We start from the raw sequence: 15,001 nt of genomic DNA, 5'->3' as shown, positions 1-15,001 counted from the left end.
CGGAACTGCCTCGGACACTCGTCTGCCGGCCGGACCATTCGGGTGGAATCCGGATTCTCACCGTCGCGGCGCGTGTGTACGCAGCCCCGTCGTCCACTCCCGCTGCTCGACGGTGTCCGGGACGGCGAGCCCACGTGCCCGTTCGATCCGGTTCCAGGCGGCGTCGGGATCGACGCCGTTGAGGATGAGGAGTGCGGCTGCGAGAAGGGACGAGCGTCCGATGCCGGCACGGCAGTGGGTGACGACATGTGCGCCCGCGTGCAGCTGTGCGGCCAGGCTGCGCAGGGTGGGCAGGATGGTGGTGATGTCGGGGACGGTGCGGTCAGGGATGGGTATCGCGACGAATTGCAGCCCGGCTTCTACGGCTGTTCGGGGTTCGTCCACGAGGCCGAGCTCGTCGAGCTCGGCCCGGTGAGTGCGCTGACCAGGACGTCGGTGCCGTAGTCGTTCAGTGCGATCATCTCGTCTTCGAGCCAGTCGTTGCCACGGGGTCTGGCCATGGTGCTCAGTCGTCCCGGACCCGGAAGGTCGACGGTGAATAGGGCAGGTCGCATGTCAGCAGCTCTTTCGGTCGGTGGGGCGGGCGGTGAACGGCCGACCGGATGCAGGGGCCGACCGAATGGAGGGGCGGGCCGAATGCGGGGGCGGGCCGGTTCTGGCGAGGTTCTCCGTACCGGAGGTGGCGGCGCGTACCGACATGGGGCGGCCCCCGGACTGCGGAGCGGTACTGGCGGCTCTTCTGTCGGCCATCAACGGCCAGCCGGGACGGCCTGCTCCCGCGCCGGTCTCCAGCTGCTTCACCAGCGCTTTGCGCACACGGCTGAGGAACTGTTCACGGTGTCGTGCGACAACGCGGCGTGGTCCCGGAGCTGCCATGGTGCGCCCGCCGGGGGCTACGGGACGGATCTGGCTGTCCTGCGGCTACTTGAGGAGCCGGAAGCCGGGCTGCCGAGCCCACGCTCTGAGGAATTCCGCTGAACCGTAGGCGACCGGCCACGGGTCCGTCATCGTCGCGATGACGCCTGGGAGCCCGGTCACGATCGGGACTTGATTCTCGAGAAGTTCGGCATGGGCGACGCCGCCGATCACGTCCATGACGGTGGCGGTCAGCAGGGCCGTGACGACGTGGTCGACCGGCCTGTTGCAGAACGCGATGACGTCGACGGCGTGGGTCGGGGTGAAACCGATGAGGGGTTCCTGGTCGACTTCGTCGGCGTGCTCGGCCTCGAAGACGCCCTCCTCGCCGACGCCGGGCCCGATGAAGGAGACCATGACAGGCCGACGTCCGTCGATGCCCCCGGTGTCGGCGATGCCGAGGGTGTCCGCGTGGATGTTCAGATCGTACTTGCCGACCCGCGTCTCCTCGAAGCGAGATGAGGAACGGACAAGGAGTTCCCGGAGCCGCTGGATTGATACGGGTGGGACGGGCTCTGCCAACTCGATCACCAACACCGGACCGGTCATGACGGGAGCCTAGCCAGCCCGGACTCCTTTCCCCAACGGGTTACTCAGCACCCTCGCCACACACAGGGCAGTCACGCTCGTCGACCGAGTCCATCGCGACTGGATGACCACAGAAGTCGCACGGCCGCACGCCCTCACCCGCCGACTTCCGAACAGGCACGTCATCACTCATGACAGCCGCGCTCCCACCGATCACCCTGACCAAAGACATAGGGGCCCCCGCACGGATGGGAGACCGGGGAGCCAGGCCGGGGGCAATCCGGTCCCGCCCGGTTCAGGCGCTCCTCGGGCGAGTGGCTCGGGTTGTCGAAGGACAGTCGGGGGTCAGTCGGGGGAAGTCACGGGCGGCCGTGCGCCCGGCGCGCCACGCGGTGCCGGAGGTAGACGACCTTCGAGTTGAAGGTGCGGGTCTCGACGAGTTCGAGATCCACCCGGCGCTCATGGTGCGGGAAGTACGGGATGCCGCCGCCGACGAGTACCGGGTGGACCATGGCCCGGTACTCGTCGATCAGATCCGACGCGGCCGCCTCGGCGGCGAGGGTCGCGCCGCCGATCGCGATGTCGCCCTCCCCGGGCTCGGCACGCAACCGCTCGATCTCCTCCGCCAGGCCGCCGGAGGCCAGGCGGGCATTGCCCTGCACCGCCGACAGCGTGGTGGAGAACACCACCTTGGGGAGCGGGTTCCAGAGCCCGGCCCACTCGAGCTGCGACTCGTCGAGCGACGAGTCCTGGTCGGCGGTCTCCCAGTACAGCATCGTCTCGTACAGCCGACGCCCCATCAGGTGGACGCCGACCTCGCGGATCTCGTCGATCCAGAAGCGGAAGACCTCCTGGTCGGGGGCCGTCCAGTCGATGCCGCCGTCGGGCCCGACGACATAGCCGTCGAGTGAGACGTTCATCGAATAGGTCACGCTGCGCATCAGGAGTCCTCCTCTGCAACGGATTCGACGGTACGGCCCGACGCCTCTGGTACACACCGCGACTCGCGGCATCCGCCGGGCCGGCCTCTTCGTCGGCGGGCTCGGTGGCCCGGGCGGCGGGGCGCCGGGCCTCCGGCGATCAGGAGGGTGCGGTCATGCGGAGGGCTTCCCGGACGAGCGGTTGAGGAGGAAGTCGCCGGAACGGGCCTTGACCTGGTCGCGGGTGCGGCCGGGGTGGTCGGCGGCGAGGAAGTGGCTGCCGATGGCCAGGCAGAAGGCGAGCAGGCTGCGGGCCTCGACCTCGTCGGGATCGGAACAGAAGGTGCTGATCGCGTCCCGCAGCAGTTGCATCCGCCGGTTGTCCACTCGGCGCAGGCGTTCCGCGACGGCCTGGTCGCGGCGGGCCCAGTCGCGTACGGCGAGGTCGATGGGCAGCAGGCGGTCGCCGGAGAAGGTGAGCTGTCCGGCCAGCCGGACCTTGTCCAGCACGTCGCCGCCCTCCTGCTCGATCCGGTCGAAGACGTCGTCGACGCACTCGCGCTCCCAGGCGTCCAGCATCTCGTTCAGCAGTGCGCCGCGGTCGGCGAAGTAGCCGTAGAACCCGCCTTTGGTCACGCCGAGGGCCTTGGCCAGGGCCTCGACGCGCACGGCGTCAACGCCGCCGGCGGCCAGCGCCCGCAGCCCTTCTTCGACCCACTTCTCGCGCGGGGTACGCAACGCGCCCATCGCGTGTCTCACCTCACCTTCCCTCCCGTTGTGCGGGACCGTACAACGGGACTAGTCTGGATGTATACGCTACCGTACAACGCGTTCCCGGTGCCATGCCCGTAAGGCCCACGAGGGCAGACCCGCCGGGTCCTCCACAGCTCACGGAGCATCGACATGACGCTTCCACCCGGCCAACGTGCCGTCGACGGTTTCCCCCGCTTCGGGACCCACCTCCATCATCCGCCGCCGCCCGTACCCGCCGCCCCGGCGATCGAGATGAGCGGGGCGCTCACCGAGGCCGTCGCCCTGCCCGTGACCGACCTCGCGAATCTGCCACGGCGCAAGGTCGAAGCCGACTTCCACTGTGTCGCCGGCTGGTCGGCAACCGGCCTGCTGTGGGAGGGAGTCGCGTTCAGCACCCTCTACCGCACCCGGATCGAACCGCTGACCGGCTCGAACGCGCCGATCAGCCATGCCGTCTTCGAAGGTCTCGACGGCTACCGGGCGATCGTGGTGCTCGAGGACGTCCTGGGCGACGACGTACTCATCGCCGACCGTCTGGACGGGCGGCCGCTCGACGGCGACCACGGCGCTCCGGTGCGGCTGGTCAGCCCCGGCCAGTACGGCTATGTCAACATCAAGCACCTCTGCCGTATCGAGTTCCACTCGTCCGAGCCCCCCGTTCCCGACCGGTGGTCGCCCCTCTCGGCGCACGGCAGGGCAAGGGTCTGGCAGGAGGAACGTCACCGCTATCTTCCCGGCCGTGTGGTGCGGCCGGTCTACCGGACGCTGATCGGGCCCATCCGCAGACTGAGCGCCCGCGGCAGTCGCACATCGCCGCAGTGACACCGGCCGATCCGCCCGAACCGGTCGGCAGGCTCCGGCCGGCCGGGGCCGATCGCGCTCTTCCCGGCCTTCCCGACACCCACCCCGGAACATCCGGCGGTCAACTCCCCACGAAGCGTGACGGCTTGTGATGCGGCTGAGGAAGCCGTGGCCGCGGGCCCCGCGGCGCCATCTGGACGGCCCACACCGCCGTGTGCAGACTGGTCATTGCCGCACTCCGCATTTTTCGGGGGGACGATGTCCGGAGACCGCGCAAACGACGACTGCGTCTTATGCACCAGCGATGCCGACCGGTGCCGCCGATGCGCCGCTCGTCTACGGCTGCCGGGGTGGCGTCCGCTCCAGGCCTTCATCACGCTGGTGACCGGTGCCCCGCACCAAGGCCAGAGGCCGCTGGTACGCAAAGGCCCACGCCTGTGCGCACTCGGCAGCTTCACCGTCCTGGCGGTCTCCGTGGGGCTGGGGGCGGCCGCCGTGCTGATGCTGACCACCCCGTTCTCGGCGGCACCGCGACTCTGGGCGGTTCCGGCCGTCGCACTGTCGGTGGTCGTCTCGAGCGGGTCGTTCCGTGCGATGCACAACTTCGTGCTGCACCACGCGAGCCATGGTGACTTCGGCCGTCACAGCCGGCTGGTCGGCGACGCCGCCGGTGTCGTCGGGATGACGCAGTCCTTCTCCGACTACCGCCGCGACCACCTCGTGCACCATTCCGCTCTGACGTCCGAACTCGACCCGGACCAACAGGCCCTCGCGGCACTGGGTTTCCTGCCGGGGCTGCCACGGGCCGCCTACCCGCGACTGCTGCGCCGCGCGCTGCTTCATCCGGCGCCGCTGCTGCACACGGTCGGGGGACGGTTGCGAGGCTGCCTGTCCGCCCGGCCCCATCGCCTGCGTCCGTTCGTCTTCCTCGCGGTCCACGGCTCCCTTCTGCTCGCCGCGGTCGCCTGGTCCTGGAGCACCGCCTGGGAGGGGCCGGTTCTCGCCTGGCTCGTGGCGTGGCTGCTGCCTCTCACTCTCGGGCACCACATCAGCACCGTTCTCTACGCGCTCGGTCTCCACGCCTGGTACCGGCAGTCGTCCGGGCCCGGCTGGTCGGGATTCGCGGAGAAGACCGGTGCGCGGTTCTTCGCGGACAACTGCCCGGCGAAGACGGGGAAGGGGCCCGTTCGGCTGATCCAGTGGGCACGGTGGTGGCTGCGACTGCTGTTCTGGCACCTGCTCGTGGCACGCGTCCTGGTCATCGGCTTCACCGACAACGGATGCCACGACGCCCACCACGCGGATCCTGGCGGACGACGTTTCGACTGGTGCAACGCGGCATACGCCAGATCGGCGCTGCTGGCACAACTCCCGCAGGCCAGAGTCCACTTCTGGCACACTTGGAGCCTTGACGGAGCCATCCGGCAGAACTTCGACCAGCTGGCCGCACAGCACCGGACCCCCTGAGGTGGCCCCTCAGGCCGAACCGCTTGTTTGGAGGCTCGTTGCGCAGGGTGCTGCACAGAATCGGACGGGATGTGGCCGAGCGGCGGAACCTGGACGCCTATGTGGTCGCCCTGGTCGCCTGCGGCATCGCGGTCGTCTCGGCCGTCGCCGATGTCGTCCCCGAGCAGATCCAGTGGAGCGCCGCGCTGGCAGGCATCGGTCTGCTGGTCTTCCGTGTCACCCTGCCCGTGACCCGCGAATCTTCGCTCGACGACCTGATGAAGGACCGTCGTGCCCTCGAATCGACGCCGCTGTCCGTCAGGTTGCGTGGTGCCAGAGCGGTCTGGATCTTCGCACCGTCGGGTGTGGGCCTTCTGTCACCGGCCACCTGCCAGTTGTTGCGGACCACGGTACTGAGCAGGCCGGACGGACAGTTGCGGGTCGTCGTGCTGAATCCGGACGATCAGGCCGGCACCGAGGTGGCCTCCCGGCACCTGGACGATGCGGTGGACTTTCCTCTCGAGCGGCTGCCCCAGGCACTCGGCAGAGCGATCTCCCAGCTCCGGCTCATGCGCGCCTGGACGACCGCGGGAACGTTCGAGTACCGGAGGCTGGATTTCAACCCCGGTTTCAGCCTCGTCGCGATAGATCCCCTGGGCCCGTCGGGGAGAATCATCGTCGAGTTCCACGGCTTCCACAACGAATCCATCGACTCGCGCCCGCATGTCGAGCTGCACAGGTCCACCTCCGGTCACTGGTTCCCTTACTGGACCGACCAGTTCGTCCGTATCTGGGACGCGGCGACTCCCGATCCACAACCGTAAGGGTGACTCCACCGCAATGCTGACGATCGAGATCCCACAGAACGTCGAAGTGATGAACCGGCTCACCAAGGAGCTGGAGCAGCACGGCGTGACCCGCGGCGCCATCGTCTCCGTCATCGGAGCAGTGGACGAGTGCACGGTGAGCACCATGCCGCGGGAGGACGCCTCACGCGACACCCTGCGCACCTACACCGACCCGCTCGAGATGTTCGGAAGCGGCGAGGTTCGTGACGGGGTACCCCATATTCACGCGGTCTTCGGGACGGCCGACGGGACGGCGGTCGCAGGACACCTCCACGCGGCCACCGCCCGCACCTGGTTCGTCCGGATCTACGTCATTCCGGACGCGTAACAGTCCACGGCAGTCCACGCATTTCCACGCCGGCCGGCCGTCCGTGACAGTCAGCCGGCCGTGACAGTCAGCCGTCCGTCAGTAGCCGGCCTCCGGCTCCACGAGTCCCTCCAGTTCACCGCCCTCGATCAGCCGTCTCACATTGGATTCGACCCTGCCGCAGAGCATTTCTGTCGCATAGTCGGCCGAGTCCGCGCAGTGCGAGGTGATGAGAACCCGTCCGTCGTCCCACAACGGATGTCCCTCCGGCAGTGGTTCGGGGTCGGTCACATCCAGCGCGACGGCTCCGATCAGGTCCGCCCTCAGGGCCTGCACGAGTGCTTCCGTGTCGATGTGCCCACCTCTGGCGACGTTGACGACGACCGCGTGCGGCGGCAGGGCGGAGAGCTGCGGGGTGCCGAGGACGTGGCGTGTCTCCGGGGTGAGGGCCAGCGCGAGAATCAGTACGTCGGTGTCCGGCAGGACGTCGGCCAGCCGCCCGATGTGCAGGGTGCTGTGCGCGCCCTCCACCGGCTCCGGACGGCGCCTCAACACCGTGGTGCGGCACCCGAACGGGCGGAGCAACCGCAGCAGCGCGCGGGCGGTCCCGCCGCCGCCGAGGATCGTCACCCGTGCCCCGTGCAGCGTCCTCGGATCCTTCGAGTGCCATCGCGGTGTTCTGGCCTGGACCACCAGGTTCCGCAGCGACGCCAGCGTCAGGGTCAGCGCATGCTCGGCCACCTGTTCGGCGAAGGCGCCCTTGGCGCAGGTGAAGGTGACCGGTCGGTCCAGGATGCCCGCGTCCGCGACGCCTTCGACTCCCGCCCAGGGAAGCTGCACCCACTCGATGCCCTTGTGAGCGTCGAGGAAGCCGGCCAGGGCTTCTGCGCCCTGGGCACTGAGCCACACCAGGCCATTCGCCTCCTCGGCCGCGACCAGGCGTCCTCCCGCCGCGCGCACGGCTTGCGCCACACGCCGGCGCAACTCCTCCACGGACGGTTCGTTGGCACGGTCCGGCGCACCGTCGGGCCGGTCCTCCGGGGCGATGGTGATCAGCGGTCGCATCATGTCTCCTGTTCCATGGCCGCCGTCATGTCTCTGATCAACGACCTGATCTCTGTGACCTCCTCCTGCTCGGCGGCCTGCCGCAGCGTGGACCGGATCTCCTCCCTCGCGACATCGGTGACCTGTTCGAGAAGTCGCAGTGAAAGCCAACGGGCGACCGCGTCGCGCTGGTTGAGAGCCTCGCCGCAGAACCGCGTCGCCACCGTCTTCAACTGGTCGGACGTCAGGGTCAGAAGGTGGGGCAGCCGCCGCCCGTTCGGCTCGGAAGCCAGCCTGGCCGCCGCTTCCCAGCGCACCTCCAGTACCCGGAAGATCACCGCGGTGAGATAGAGGTGCCGGACAGCCTTGTCCCGGTCGAGCAGCGAGATGACGTCCGCGGTCAGCCTGGGGTCACCGATCTTCGCCAGGATGCCTGCCGCATTGACCCGCAGCACGGGCTCCTCGCCGCCGTTCATCCAGGAAGTCATCGTCTCGATGTGCACCGGCTCGCGCAGCAGCAGGTCCTTGATGAACTGATCCGTCTCATGGGACGTCTGTGCTTCCGCCAGCTCCCGGCTGTCGACGGCACAGATGGAGGCGAATATCCGCTGCGCGATGAAGAACTCCATGAACGACTTGTGCGCGAAGCTGTAGAACCCGGCGCTGTCACGCTGGAGGAAAGACTGCGTCCTGACGTCGTGTTCGTAGTTGTAGACGAGGGACGACCTGCCCGCGGACAGGAAGTCCAGCAGTGTCCTCGGAAGTTCCGAGTAGTGCACGGAGGCAGTCTCGCGGAGGAACATCTCCCACGCCAACTGCTGCATGAAGTTCCGGACCTCGCGGGACTCCATGATGGACCGCTGCTCCACCAGGTTCTTGCGCATCCACTCGTCGGTGTACGTCTCGTACAAGGTGGAGGGGTTCACATGGGAGTGGTTCACCAGGCGCGGCAGCGTGGCGGCGATCATGGCGAGCAGGATGGGCCGCTGCGCCAGGTTCGCCAGGTCGTAGATGCGGTGCATGTCCTCGTAGTAGCGGTCCGCCTGGTCTCCGACCAGTTTGCTCAGCGATTCCCTGACCTGCGCGTCGTCGAACGGCAGCAGGTGCAGGATCTCGAAGTTCGGCCGCTCGCTCAGGTTGATGCGCTGCAGCCCCTCCCCCGCGAGAACCTCCCGTTCCTCCAGGTCGGTGCGGAAGTAGCTGGATCGGCACGTCAGAATGGCTTTGCAGTTGGCGTGGGGCTCGACCACCTTGGCCAGTTCGTCGAAGTTCCGCACAGTGGCGAGATCGTCCAGGCGGGCCTGCATCTCGTCGAACCCGTCGAGGATCAGGACCAGGCTGTCATGACGGTTCAGGAACTGGAACGTCTTGTACCCGCCGGGCAGATGAAGTCCGTATTCGTTGACCAGTGTGTCGGTGATCAGTTCCTTGATGTTGACGGCATCCCCGTGGGACCTGTCGCGCAAGGAGATCAGGATGGGCACCCGGTTGTGCTCGCAGTCCTCCAGGTACCGGCGTGCGAGAAGGGCCGCGTAATGGCGGCAGAGCCAGGTCTTCCCCGTACCGAAGTCACCGAGGATCGACATGTGGTTGCGGCCGGGAGTGTCTATCCACACGTCGAGGAACTCCTCGACGTTGTCGAAGGTGTCGGTGCTCAGCGGCACCGAACGGAGACGGTCGTACTGGGGCACTTCACACGAGAGATCCACCCATCGGCTGTCGATCCTCTCCGCGTCGTACTCCTCCAGAAGCCGGGTCAGATAGGCGTCGATGTTCAGCATCGTGCGGTAGAACTGGGCGATCGACAGGATGCGCGTGCTCCGGTCGGCTTCCGCGCGGGCCCTGGCCTGTGCGGTGACCACCCCGCTGCGGTAGGCGACGATCCAGACCTCGCCGTCCGGCTCCTCCGACCGCAGCGCCTGGGCCCCCTCGACATGTCCCGTTCCCACACTGCCTTCCACACACCGGAACCAGCGCAGGATCTCGCTGCCCTCGCTGTGCTTGCTCGCCTGGAAGTCGACGACTCCGGGGCTCTGCCGCATCCGGGTGAGGGAATACCCCATGGCACGCAGGAGCCCGGTGACCTCGTCGGCCAGCTGATGCCCCGAGCTGGGCGCGCTCTTCCGTTCGAGGGCGGGCTCCGGGGCCATGTGGCCGTGCCGCATCGCCCGCGCGCGCAGCTCGGTCAGCCAGGTCAGCAGCGTCTCGCCGGGCGAGCGGCCGGCGAGCGTCAGGTTGACCACCCGCACGCCCCTGCGCTCGAGATCCTTGACGGCCAGCGCAGGCGCGTCGAACTGCACCGAGTAGAGGTTCCTCGCGTAGTCACCCGACTCCTGCCGCAGCTGCCGGAGGAGGATCCGCAGATCCGGGTCCGACAGGCTGTATCCGAGGAACAGGACGGTACGGGTCTGCAGAGTGGCTCCCAGGAGCCTGATGAGAGTGGGGCGGTCGGTCGTGATGCCCTCGTAGTCTCCGGAGGTGATGACGATCGACTCGGGGATGGCCAGATCACCATGGATCTTCACGATCTGGGTGCGGTCGCTGGACCAGAAGCCCGCGTCCACCGCACGGGTGACCGTGGTGTAAGGCTTGCGCTCCGACCTGTACGCCTGTTCCAGCAGATCGTCGAAGTTCGTCGTCACCAGCAGTTGGACGGGGAGGGCGGCCAGCGCCTGATGCACCCGTGTCGGCTGGAGGTGGAGGGTGTCGAGCCTGTCCCTGATGCGCTGCACCAGGCGGTTGCGGCCATACTCCAGCTCGTAGTACGCCGCGATGTCCCTGTGGTCGGCACCGGGCGGGCAGTCGGGAAGTTCCTCCACCAGACCGTCGATGAGCCCCTGCCAGTCCGGCAGCCCGGCCCCCTTCGATAACCCCGCGCCGACAAAGACGACTCCGTTCCCGCGCCCGAACTGCTCGGCCAGCTCGAGCGGGATCTCATAGGCACTCATACGGAAGATTCTGACAGCGCGGCCGCATGCGAGGGACCCGCTCGGGGGAACGAGCGGCATGCTCACGGGAGTCGGGCCGAGGTGGCGGCGGATGCGCGTGCGGCGCGTCGGCGGACACGTCGGCGGCAGGGCACGGATGGCCATCTCTCGGCGAGCGCAACTGCTGCCCCCGGCACCTCTGCCGCTTCTGCCGCTTCTGCGAGCGGGGGCGCGGCACCGGGCAGTCGGCACCCCGGATACACGGGCCGGGTTCTCACGCCGGGGCGGGACGTCACGGCTGCGTCGGACCGCCGTGCTGGAGGGGCAGCGTGCCGCGAGCAGGACGGTTCGGGCCCGTCGGCTCCTCGTCGTCCTGCGGTGCTTGGCCGTCGTACTGATCGCCTCGAGCCGCTGCCACCGGTCAAGGCCTCCCTAGCAGCAGGGCGGCAGCCGCTCGCGCGTGACGGGCCGGCGCAGGGTCGCCGTTGACAGCGGCCGTGACGATGGCACCTTCGGCCAGCAGGAAGACCGGTTCGACCGCCGCCCCTTCCGCGGCGTGGACCCATTCCGCGATCTGGTCGTGGAATGCCTGCTTGTGGGCTCGTACCTCGGCCAGCACCGCCTCGGACGAAGCGCCGAGTTCACCGAAGGCGTTGATCCAGAGGCATCCGCGGAAACCGGGTTCGGCGAACCACTTCGCCAGCCAGTCGAAGATCGCTAGTACGCGCTCTCGCGGATCCGGGACCTGCTCCACCCAAGCGGCCAACTCCGCCCTCCACCGCTGGTCGCGACGTCTGAGCATCGCCACCACCAGGTCCTCCTTCGCCGCGAAGAACCGGTAGATCCGCTTCAGCGGCAGGCCGGACGCCGTGCGGATCTCGTCCATCCCCACCGCCTGGATGCCGCGCTCGTAGAACAGTCGCTCTGCCACGTCGAGCAGTCCCTCGCGGTCCAGGAGGTTCTGCGCATCGGTGAACGGGGCGGGCATCAGGGCTCCTTGACGTCGAGAACGGTCGTTCCCTACCTTAGAGCCATTGATCGAGAACGTACGTTCTCGACGTGTCGAGGAGGTAGCAGTGCCCGAAGGCCGCCCGCCCTTTCCTCCGTTCACCCAGCAGACCGCCCTGCAGAAGGTCCAGGCCGCCGAGGACGCGTGGAACACCCACGATCCGCACCGGGTGGCCCTGGCCTACACGCGGGACTCGACCTGGCGGAACCGGGACGTGTTCGTCAACGGCCGTGGCGAGATCATCGACTTCCTCACCCGGAAGTGGGAGCGCGAGCTCGACTACGCGCTGCGCAAGAGCCTCTGGGCGTTCCAGGAGGACCGGATCGCCGTCCGCTTCCAGTACGAGTGGCACGACGCGGCAGGCCAGTGGTGGCGCAGCCACGGCAACGAACTGTGGGAGTTCGACGAGCACGGCCTCATGCGGCGCCGCGAGGCGAGCATCAACGATGTCGGCATCCTCGAAGCGGACCGGCGCATCCACGGCCCCCGGCCTCCGAGCGAGCACGGAGTCGACCTCCCGCTCCGGTGACCCAGCCGACCCCTGCCGGCCGCTGCCGGCCCCGAAGGCCAGGTTCGCCCCGGATCTCGGGACTCAGTCAGTCCGAGTTGAACCACACCAGCACACCGGTGCCGTCCGGCGTGAGCACCGGGACCCAGGCTTCGTCGACCTCCAGTGCCCGGCTCTCGTCCAACCGAAGGTCATGCGGCTCCTCGGTGGTCCCGTCGCACGACCAGTAGCGAATGGTCCCGATGATCTCGCGGAGCCTGTCCAGCATGCTGTCCGGCATTCCGCAGGCCCGGGTGCCGGCGCCCCGGAGGTCCCTCTCGAACAGCTCTCGCAACGCGTCCAGCGCGTCGGGGCCGAACAGCGGCACCAGAAATCCCTCCACCCGCCCCTGCTGACAGGCGGTCCCGCCGTACTGCTGCTGATAGACGACACCGGTGTCCGCCTCGACCACCACATGCAACCAGCCGCCGCCGGTGGCGCCGTCGGGGTCGAGGAACACGAACCGTCGAGTCTCCATGGCGGCAGTCAACACCCTTCTGTCGCAGCCGTCGTGGATCCGGGCAACGCCTGGCTCAAGGGGGCGAGGGCCAACGCCGACCGGCACCGCGCCATCGCAGAGACTCACGACACCACCGCCCGGACCGCCGAGGCCCTGACGTGACACGGCGAGTCCGAGCACGCTGAAGTGACGCTTCTCTGCAACGCCCGCTTCGGACGGGTCACGCCCGGCACACGTCGCGCCGCAATGCCGAAGTTCAGTGCTCGCAGAGGGAGAATTCCCGTTCGTAGAGCTGCTCGTTGTGTTCGGCCACGAAGAACTTCCGTTCCTGCATGAGTTGTTCGCGGTACTCCCTGGCCTGCGCGAGCGTCATGGTCGAGGTCTCGGACCATGGCTGCTGCGGTGGCACATCGGATGTCGAGACGATCGTTTCCGACGGGTCGACCAGGAAGAACGCAAGAATCTTGCGGTGTCCCGGGCGGGTGGGGTCAGCGAGGCGGAACGAGCCGACTCGGTGCTGCAGGATGTTCGGGAACGCCAGACAGCGGCCCGCCGGAGTCGACGCCGATCCCAGCACCTGGTTCAGCGCGTCTTCGTTCTCCAGTCCGTAGACCTCACGCACACCGTCGTCGTCACTCTGTTCGTAGTCCGGGTCGTCGAGTGCCGACCGGAAACTCAGCGTGCTTTCTGTGATGTTCTCGCTGTCCCAGTAGTAGATGCCGGTCGAGACGATCCGCTCGTTCAGCATCCCCTCGACATGCCAGGAGCCACCTGCGTACTCGGGCTTGTCCGGGGTGAGATGAATGGTGGCGAGCTTGACGATGACCTGGAGACGGCGGCCGCGCAGGTCGACCCGGTCGGATTCGCCGGGCAACTCGGGCGGGGTGAAGTCCGGGGCGTCGGGGACGACCGGGCGGCGGTTCTCCCACCATTCCTCATGAGCCTTTTCCCATGCTGCGCGGGCTTCCTCGTAGGCCTGATCGTCGCTGTAGGAGGACTTGTGCGGGTACTCCGGCTCCGAGTCGTACCAACCGTAGGGATCGGCCTCGATCCGCAGGGGCCGGGGGTGGCGCAGATCGGTGAGCACGTTCTCCAGCAGCGGGCGGAAGCGCGCGAGCAAGTCCGGCAGGACAGAGGAAAGTTCGCGATGGGTGTCGGGGTGGACGTTGTTGACGTACGAGCGGAAGGCGATGTCACCGTCGTCGCTGACGTCGACGTCCGTTGGCAGCCACTGGAACTTCTCCGAGAACTCGTACTTCGAGTAGTGGCTCGTGGGGTTCTGCCAAGCCCGCTCTGGCGCGCCGCTCACCTCTCTCACCAGACAGAACAGTGAGGGATGGACCAGATCCAGTACCTGGCCGTCGGATCCGGGATGCCAGTCCCGCTCTGCTTCGGGGACCTCTTCCAGAGCCCGGACAGCCTCGCGCAGCCGCGCTCCCAGCTCGTCGTCGACGAGTGTGTCCGACTGCCACACCCCGTCGACGGCGGACACCTCGACGCCGGTCCTTCCGTCCCGCAGCGCGGCGTAGTGCCGGAGTTCGGCGAGCACGTAGTCGACCTGAGCCTCGGTGAGGCCCTGGGCGACCGCTTCCTGCCTCCACCTGTCGGCGATGCCGGCATCGTGCATCTTGTCGAACCACCCCGGCTTCGACCGAATGTGGGCGCTGCACTCCATCATCTGCAGTTCCCGCAGTGTTCGGGGTGTGGCGAACGATATGGAACGGGACGCGTGAAAGGGCAGCGGGAAAGCGGACAGGCCGGTCAAGTCTCTTGATCCTCACAGTCGGCGTGCGGTGGCCGGAAGGATACTTCAGCAGACTGACACCGCCGCCGTGGTCCCCGGCATCGTCGCTGGTGCGAGAGCCGGGGGTTACGCAGTCCCGTGATGTCCGGGTCTCGCTGATCCGAAGCCGGGGCGGGGGCCGGGGCCTGGGCCGCGGACTCAGGCGCCCACGGTCCCGTCGACTCCCTCTCGCAGAAGATCCGCGTGCCCGTTGTGCCGGCCGTATTCCAGAAGGACGTGCATCATCACCATCCGCAGCGACACCTCCTGGCTCCATCGTGGCTGATATCCCGGCTGGTCCAGGGACTCGGCCTCGCGCTCGATACGGCGCGAGTTCTCCACCTCGGCCTCCCAGGCCGCGAACGCCTCCTGCCGGGTCGACGCACTCGCGTCGTACGCGGCCTGGAAGTCGATCTTGTCGGACCACACCATGGGTGCGTCGTTGTCCTCGAACACCCGGCGGAACCAGGCACGTTCCACCTCTGCCATGTGCCGCACCAGACCGAGGAGCGAGAGCGTGGACGGCGGCATCGACCGCTGTCTCAACTCCTCGTCGGTGAGCCCCGCGCACTTCATGGCGAGCGTGGCGCGGTGGTAGTCGAGGAAGGCCCGCAGCATGTCGCGCTCGCTCCCGAAACCGGGCGGTCCTATGCGGTCGTCCACGGCCATTGGCAGTACTCCTGTTCCTCACGGCGCTCAGCGCCAGTATGCAC

At 68.0% G+C, this 15,001-nt stretch carries 16 protein-coding genes; 5 read left to right on the top strand and 11 right to left on the bottom strand.

From position 1 onward, the window contains the following. Positions 1–57 precede the first annotated feature (57 nt). From ACFYV1_RS05020 to ACFYV1_RS05000, 5 genes are all read right to left on the bottom strand, one after another. On the bottom strand, positions 58–384 hold the full coding sequence (locus tag ACFYV1_RS05020) for a tyrosine protein phosphatase (RefSeq protein WP_389393945.1): 327 nt from the start codon (positions 382–384) through the stop codon (positions 58–60). Continuing rightward, positions 360–554, bottom strand: coding sequence for a hypothetical protein (locus ACFYV1_RS05015; RefSeq protein ID WP_389393944.1), 195 nt, complete (start codon positions 552–554; stop codon positions 360–362). The genes ACFYV1_RS05020 and ACFYV1_RS05015 overlap by 25 nt, the downstream gene beginning before the upstream one ends. A gap of 367 nt (positions 555–921) precedes the next feature. Then, positions 922–1,464: a DUF6368 family protein gene (locus ACFYV1_RS05010; protein WP_389393943.1), complete on the bottom strand. Its 543-nt coding sequence runs from the start codon at positions 1,462–1,464 to the stop codon at positions 922–924. A 338-nt stretch (positions 1,465–1,802) separates the two neighbouring features. Continuing rightward, positions 1,803–2,384, bottom strand: a complete 582-nt coding sequence (locus tag ACFYV1_RS05005) for a dihydrofolate reductase family protein (protein WP_389393942.1) — start codon at positions 2,382–2,384, stop codon at positions 1,803–1,805. Between the two features lie 153 nt (positions 2,385–2,537). Next, positions 2,538–3,110 carry a TetR/AcrR family transcriptional regulator gene (locus tag ACFYV1_RS05000; protein WP_389393941.1) on the bottom strand — a complete coding sequence of 191 codons (573 nt, stop codon included), beginning with the start codon at positions 3,108–3,110 and terminating at the stop codon, positions 2,538–2,540. A gap of 156 nt (positions 3,111–3,266) precedes the next feature. Between ACFYV1_RS05000 and ACFYV1_RS04995 the strand changes: the two genes are divergently transcribed. The 4 genes from ACFYV1_RS04995 (at position 3,267) to ACFYV1_RS04980 (ending at position 6,539) form a co-directional block, all read left to right on the top strand. Continuing rightward, positions 3,267–3,938, top strand: a complete 672-nt coding sequence (locus ACFYV1_RS04995) for a molybdopterin-dependent oxidoreductase (protein WP_389393940.1) — start codon at positions 3,267–3,269, stop codon at positions 3,936–3,938. Between the two features lie 360 nt (positions 3,939–4,298). Then, complete coding sequence (locus tag ACFYV1_RS04990) at positions 4,299–5,384, top strand: hypothetical protein (RefSeq protein WP_389393939.1); 1,086 nt, start codon at positions 4,299–4,301, stop codon at positions 5,382–5,384. 47 nt (positions 5,385–5,431) lie between these two features. Then, positions 5,432–6,187, top strand: coding sequence for a hypothetical protein (locus tag ACFYV1_RS04985; protein WP_389393938.1), 756 nt, complete (start codon positions 5,432–5,434; stop codon positions 6,185–6,187). A gap of 16 nt (positions 6,188–6,203) precedes the next feature. Next, entirely contained in the window at positions 6,204–6,539 is a 336-nt protein-coding gene (locus tag ACFYV1_RS04980; RefSeq protein WP_389393937.1) for a PCC domain-containing protein, read from the top strand. Positions 6,540–6,617: 78 nt separating this feature from the next. Here ACFYV1_RS04980 and ACFYV1_RS04975 read toward each other — a convergent pair whose 3' ends face one another. From ACFYV1_RS04975 to ACFYV1_RS04965, 3 genes are all read right to left on the bottom strand, one after another. After that, a complete protein-coding gene (locus tag ACFYV1_RS04975; RefSeq protein WP_389393936.1) occupies positions 6,618–7,586 on the bottom strand; it encodes a D-isomer specific 2-hydroxyacid dehydrogenase family protein in 969 nt (322 codons plus the stop codon). Next, the gene (locus ACFYV1_RS04970; RefSeq protein ID WP_389393935.1) at positions 7,583–10,510 is read right to left on the bottom strand and encodes an SIR2 family protein; all 2,928 of its coding nucleotides are present in this window, start codon (positions 10,508–10,510) and stop codon (positions 7,583–7,585) included. Before ACFYV1_RS04970 ends, ACFYV1_RS04975 begins: the two co-directional genes overlap by 4 nt. A gap of 400 nt (positions 10,511–10,910) precedes the next feature. Further along, positions 10,911–11,477, bottom strand: a complete 567-nt coding sequence (locus tag ACFYV1_RS04965) for a TetR/AcrR family transcriptional regulator (RefSeq protein WP_389393934.1) — start codon at positions 11,475–11,477, stop codon at positions 10,911–10,913. Positions 11,478–11,565: 88 nt separating this feature from the next. Here ACFYV1_RS04965 and ACFYV1_RS04960 point away from each other — a divergent pair, with 88 nt between their 5' ends. Next, positions 11,566–12,027: a nuclear transport factor 2 family protein gene (locus ACFYV1_RS04960; protein WP_389393933.1), complete on the top strand. Its 462-nt coding sequence runs from the start codon at positions 11,566–11,568 to the stop codon at positions 12,025–12,027. A gap of 67 nt (positions 12,028–12,094) precedes the next feature. On the opposite strand, the gene ACFYV1_RS04955 is transcribed toward ACFYV1_RS04960, so the two are convergent. The 3 genes from ACFYV1_RS04955 to ACFYV1_RS04945 all read right to left on the bottom strand — a co-directional run bounded on the left by ACFYV1_RS04955 (position 12,095) and on the right by ACFYV1_RS04945 (position 14,957). After that, positions 12,095–12,523, bottom strand: coding sequence for a DUF6210 family protein (locus tag ACFYV1_RS04955; protein ID WP_389393932.1), 429 nt, complete (start codon positions 12,521–12,523; stop codon positions 12,095–12,097). A gap of 238 nt (positions 12,524–12,761) precedes the next feature. Beyond that, a complete protein-coding gene (locus tag ACFYV1_RS04950; protein ID WP_389393931.1) occupies positions 12,762–14,270 on the bottom strand; it encodes a DUF4246 domain-containing protein in 1,509 nt (502 codons plus the stop codon). A gap of 177 nt (positions 14,271–14,447) precedes the next feature. Further along, positions 14,448–14,957 (bottom strand): DinB family protein, encoded by a 510-nt coding sequence (locus ACFYV1_RS04945; RefSeq protein WP_389393930.1) that lies wholly within the window; start codon positions 14,955–14,957, stop codon positions 14,448–14,450. Positions 14,958–15,001 lie beyond the last annotated feature (44 nt).

Origin of the sequence: Streptomyces sp. NPDC003023 (assembly GCF_042888225.1) — a bacterium.
GTDB lineage: Bacteria > Actinomycetota > Actinomycetes > Streptomycetales > Streptomycetaceae > Streptomyces.
Note: the sequence above shows the minus strand (reverse complement) of the source record. Positions and strands in the feature narration are given on the sequence as shown.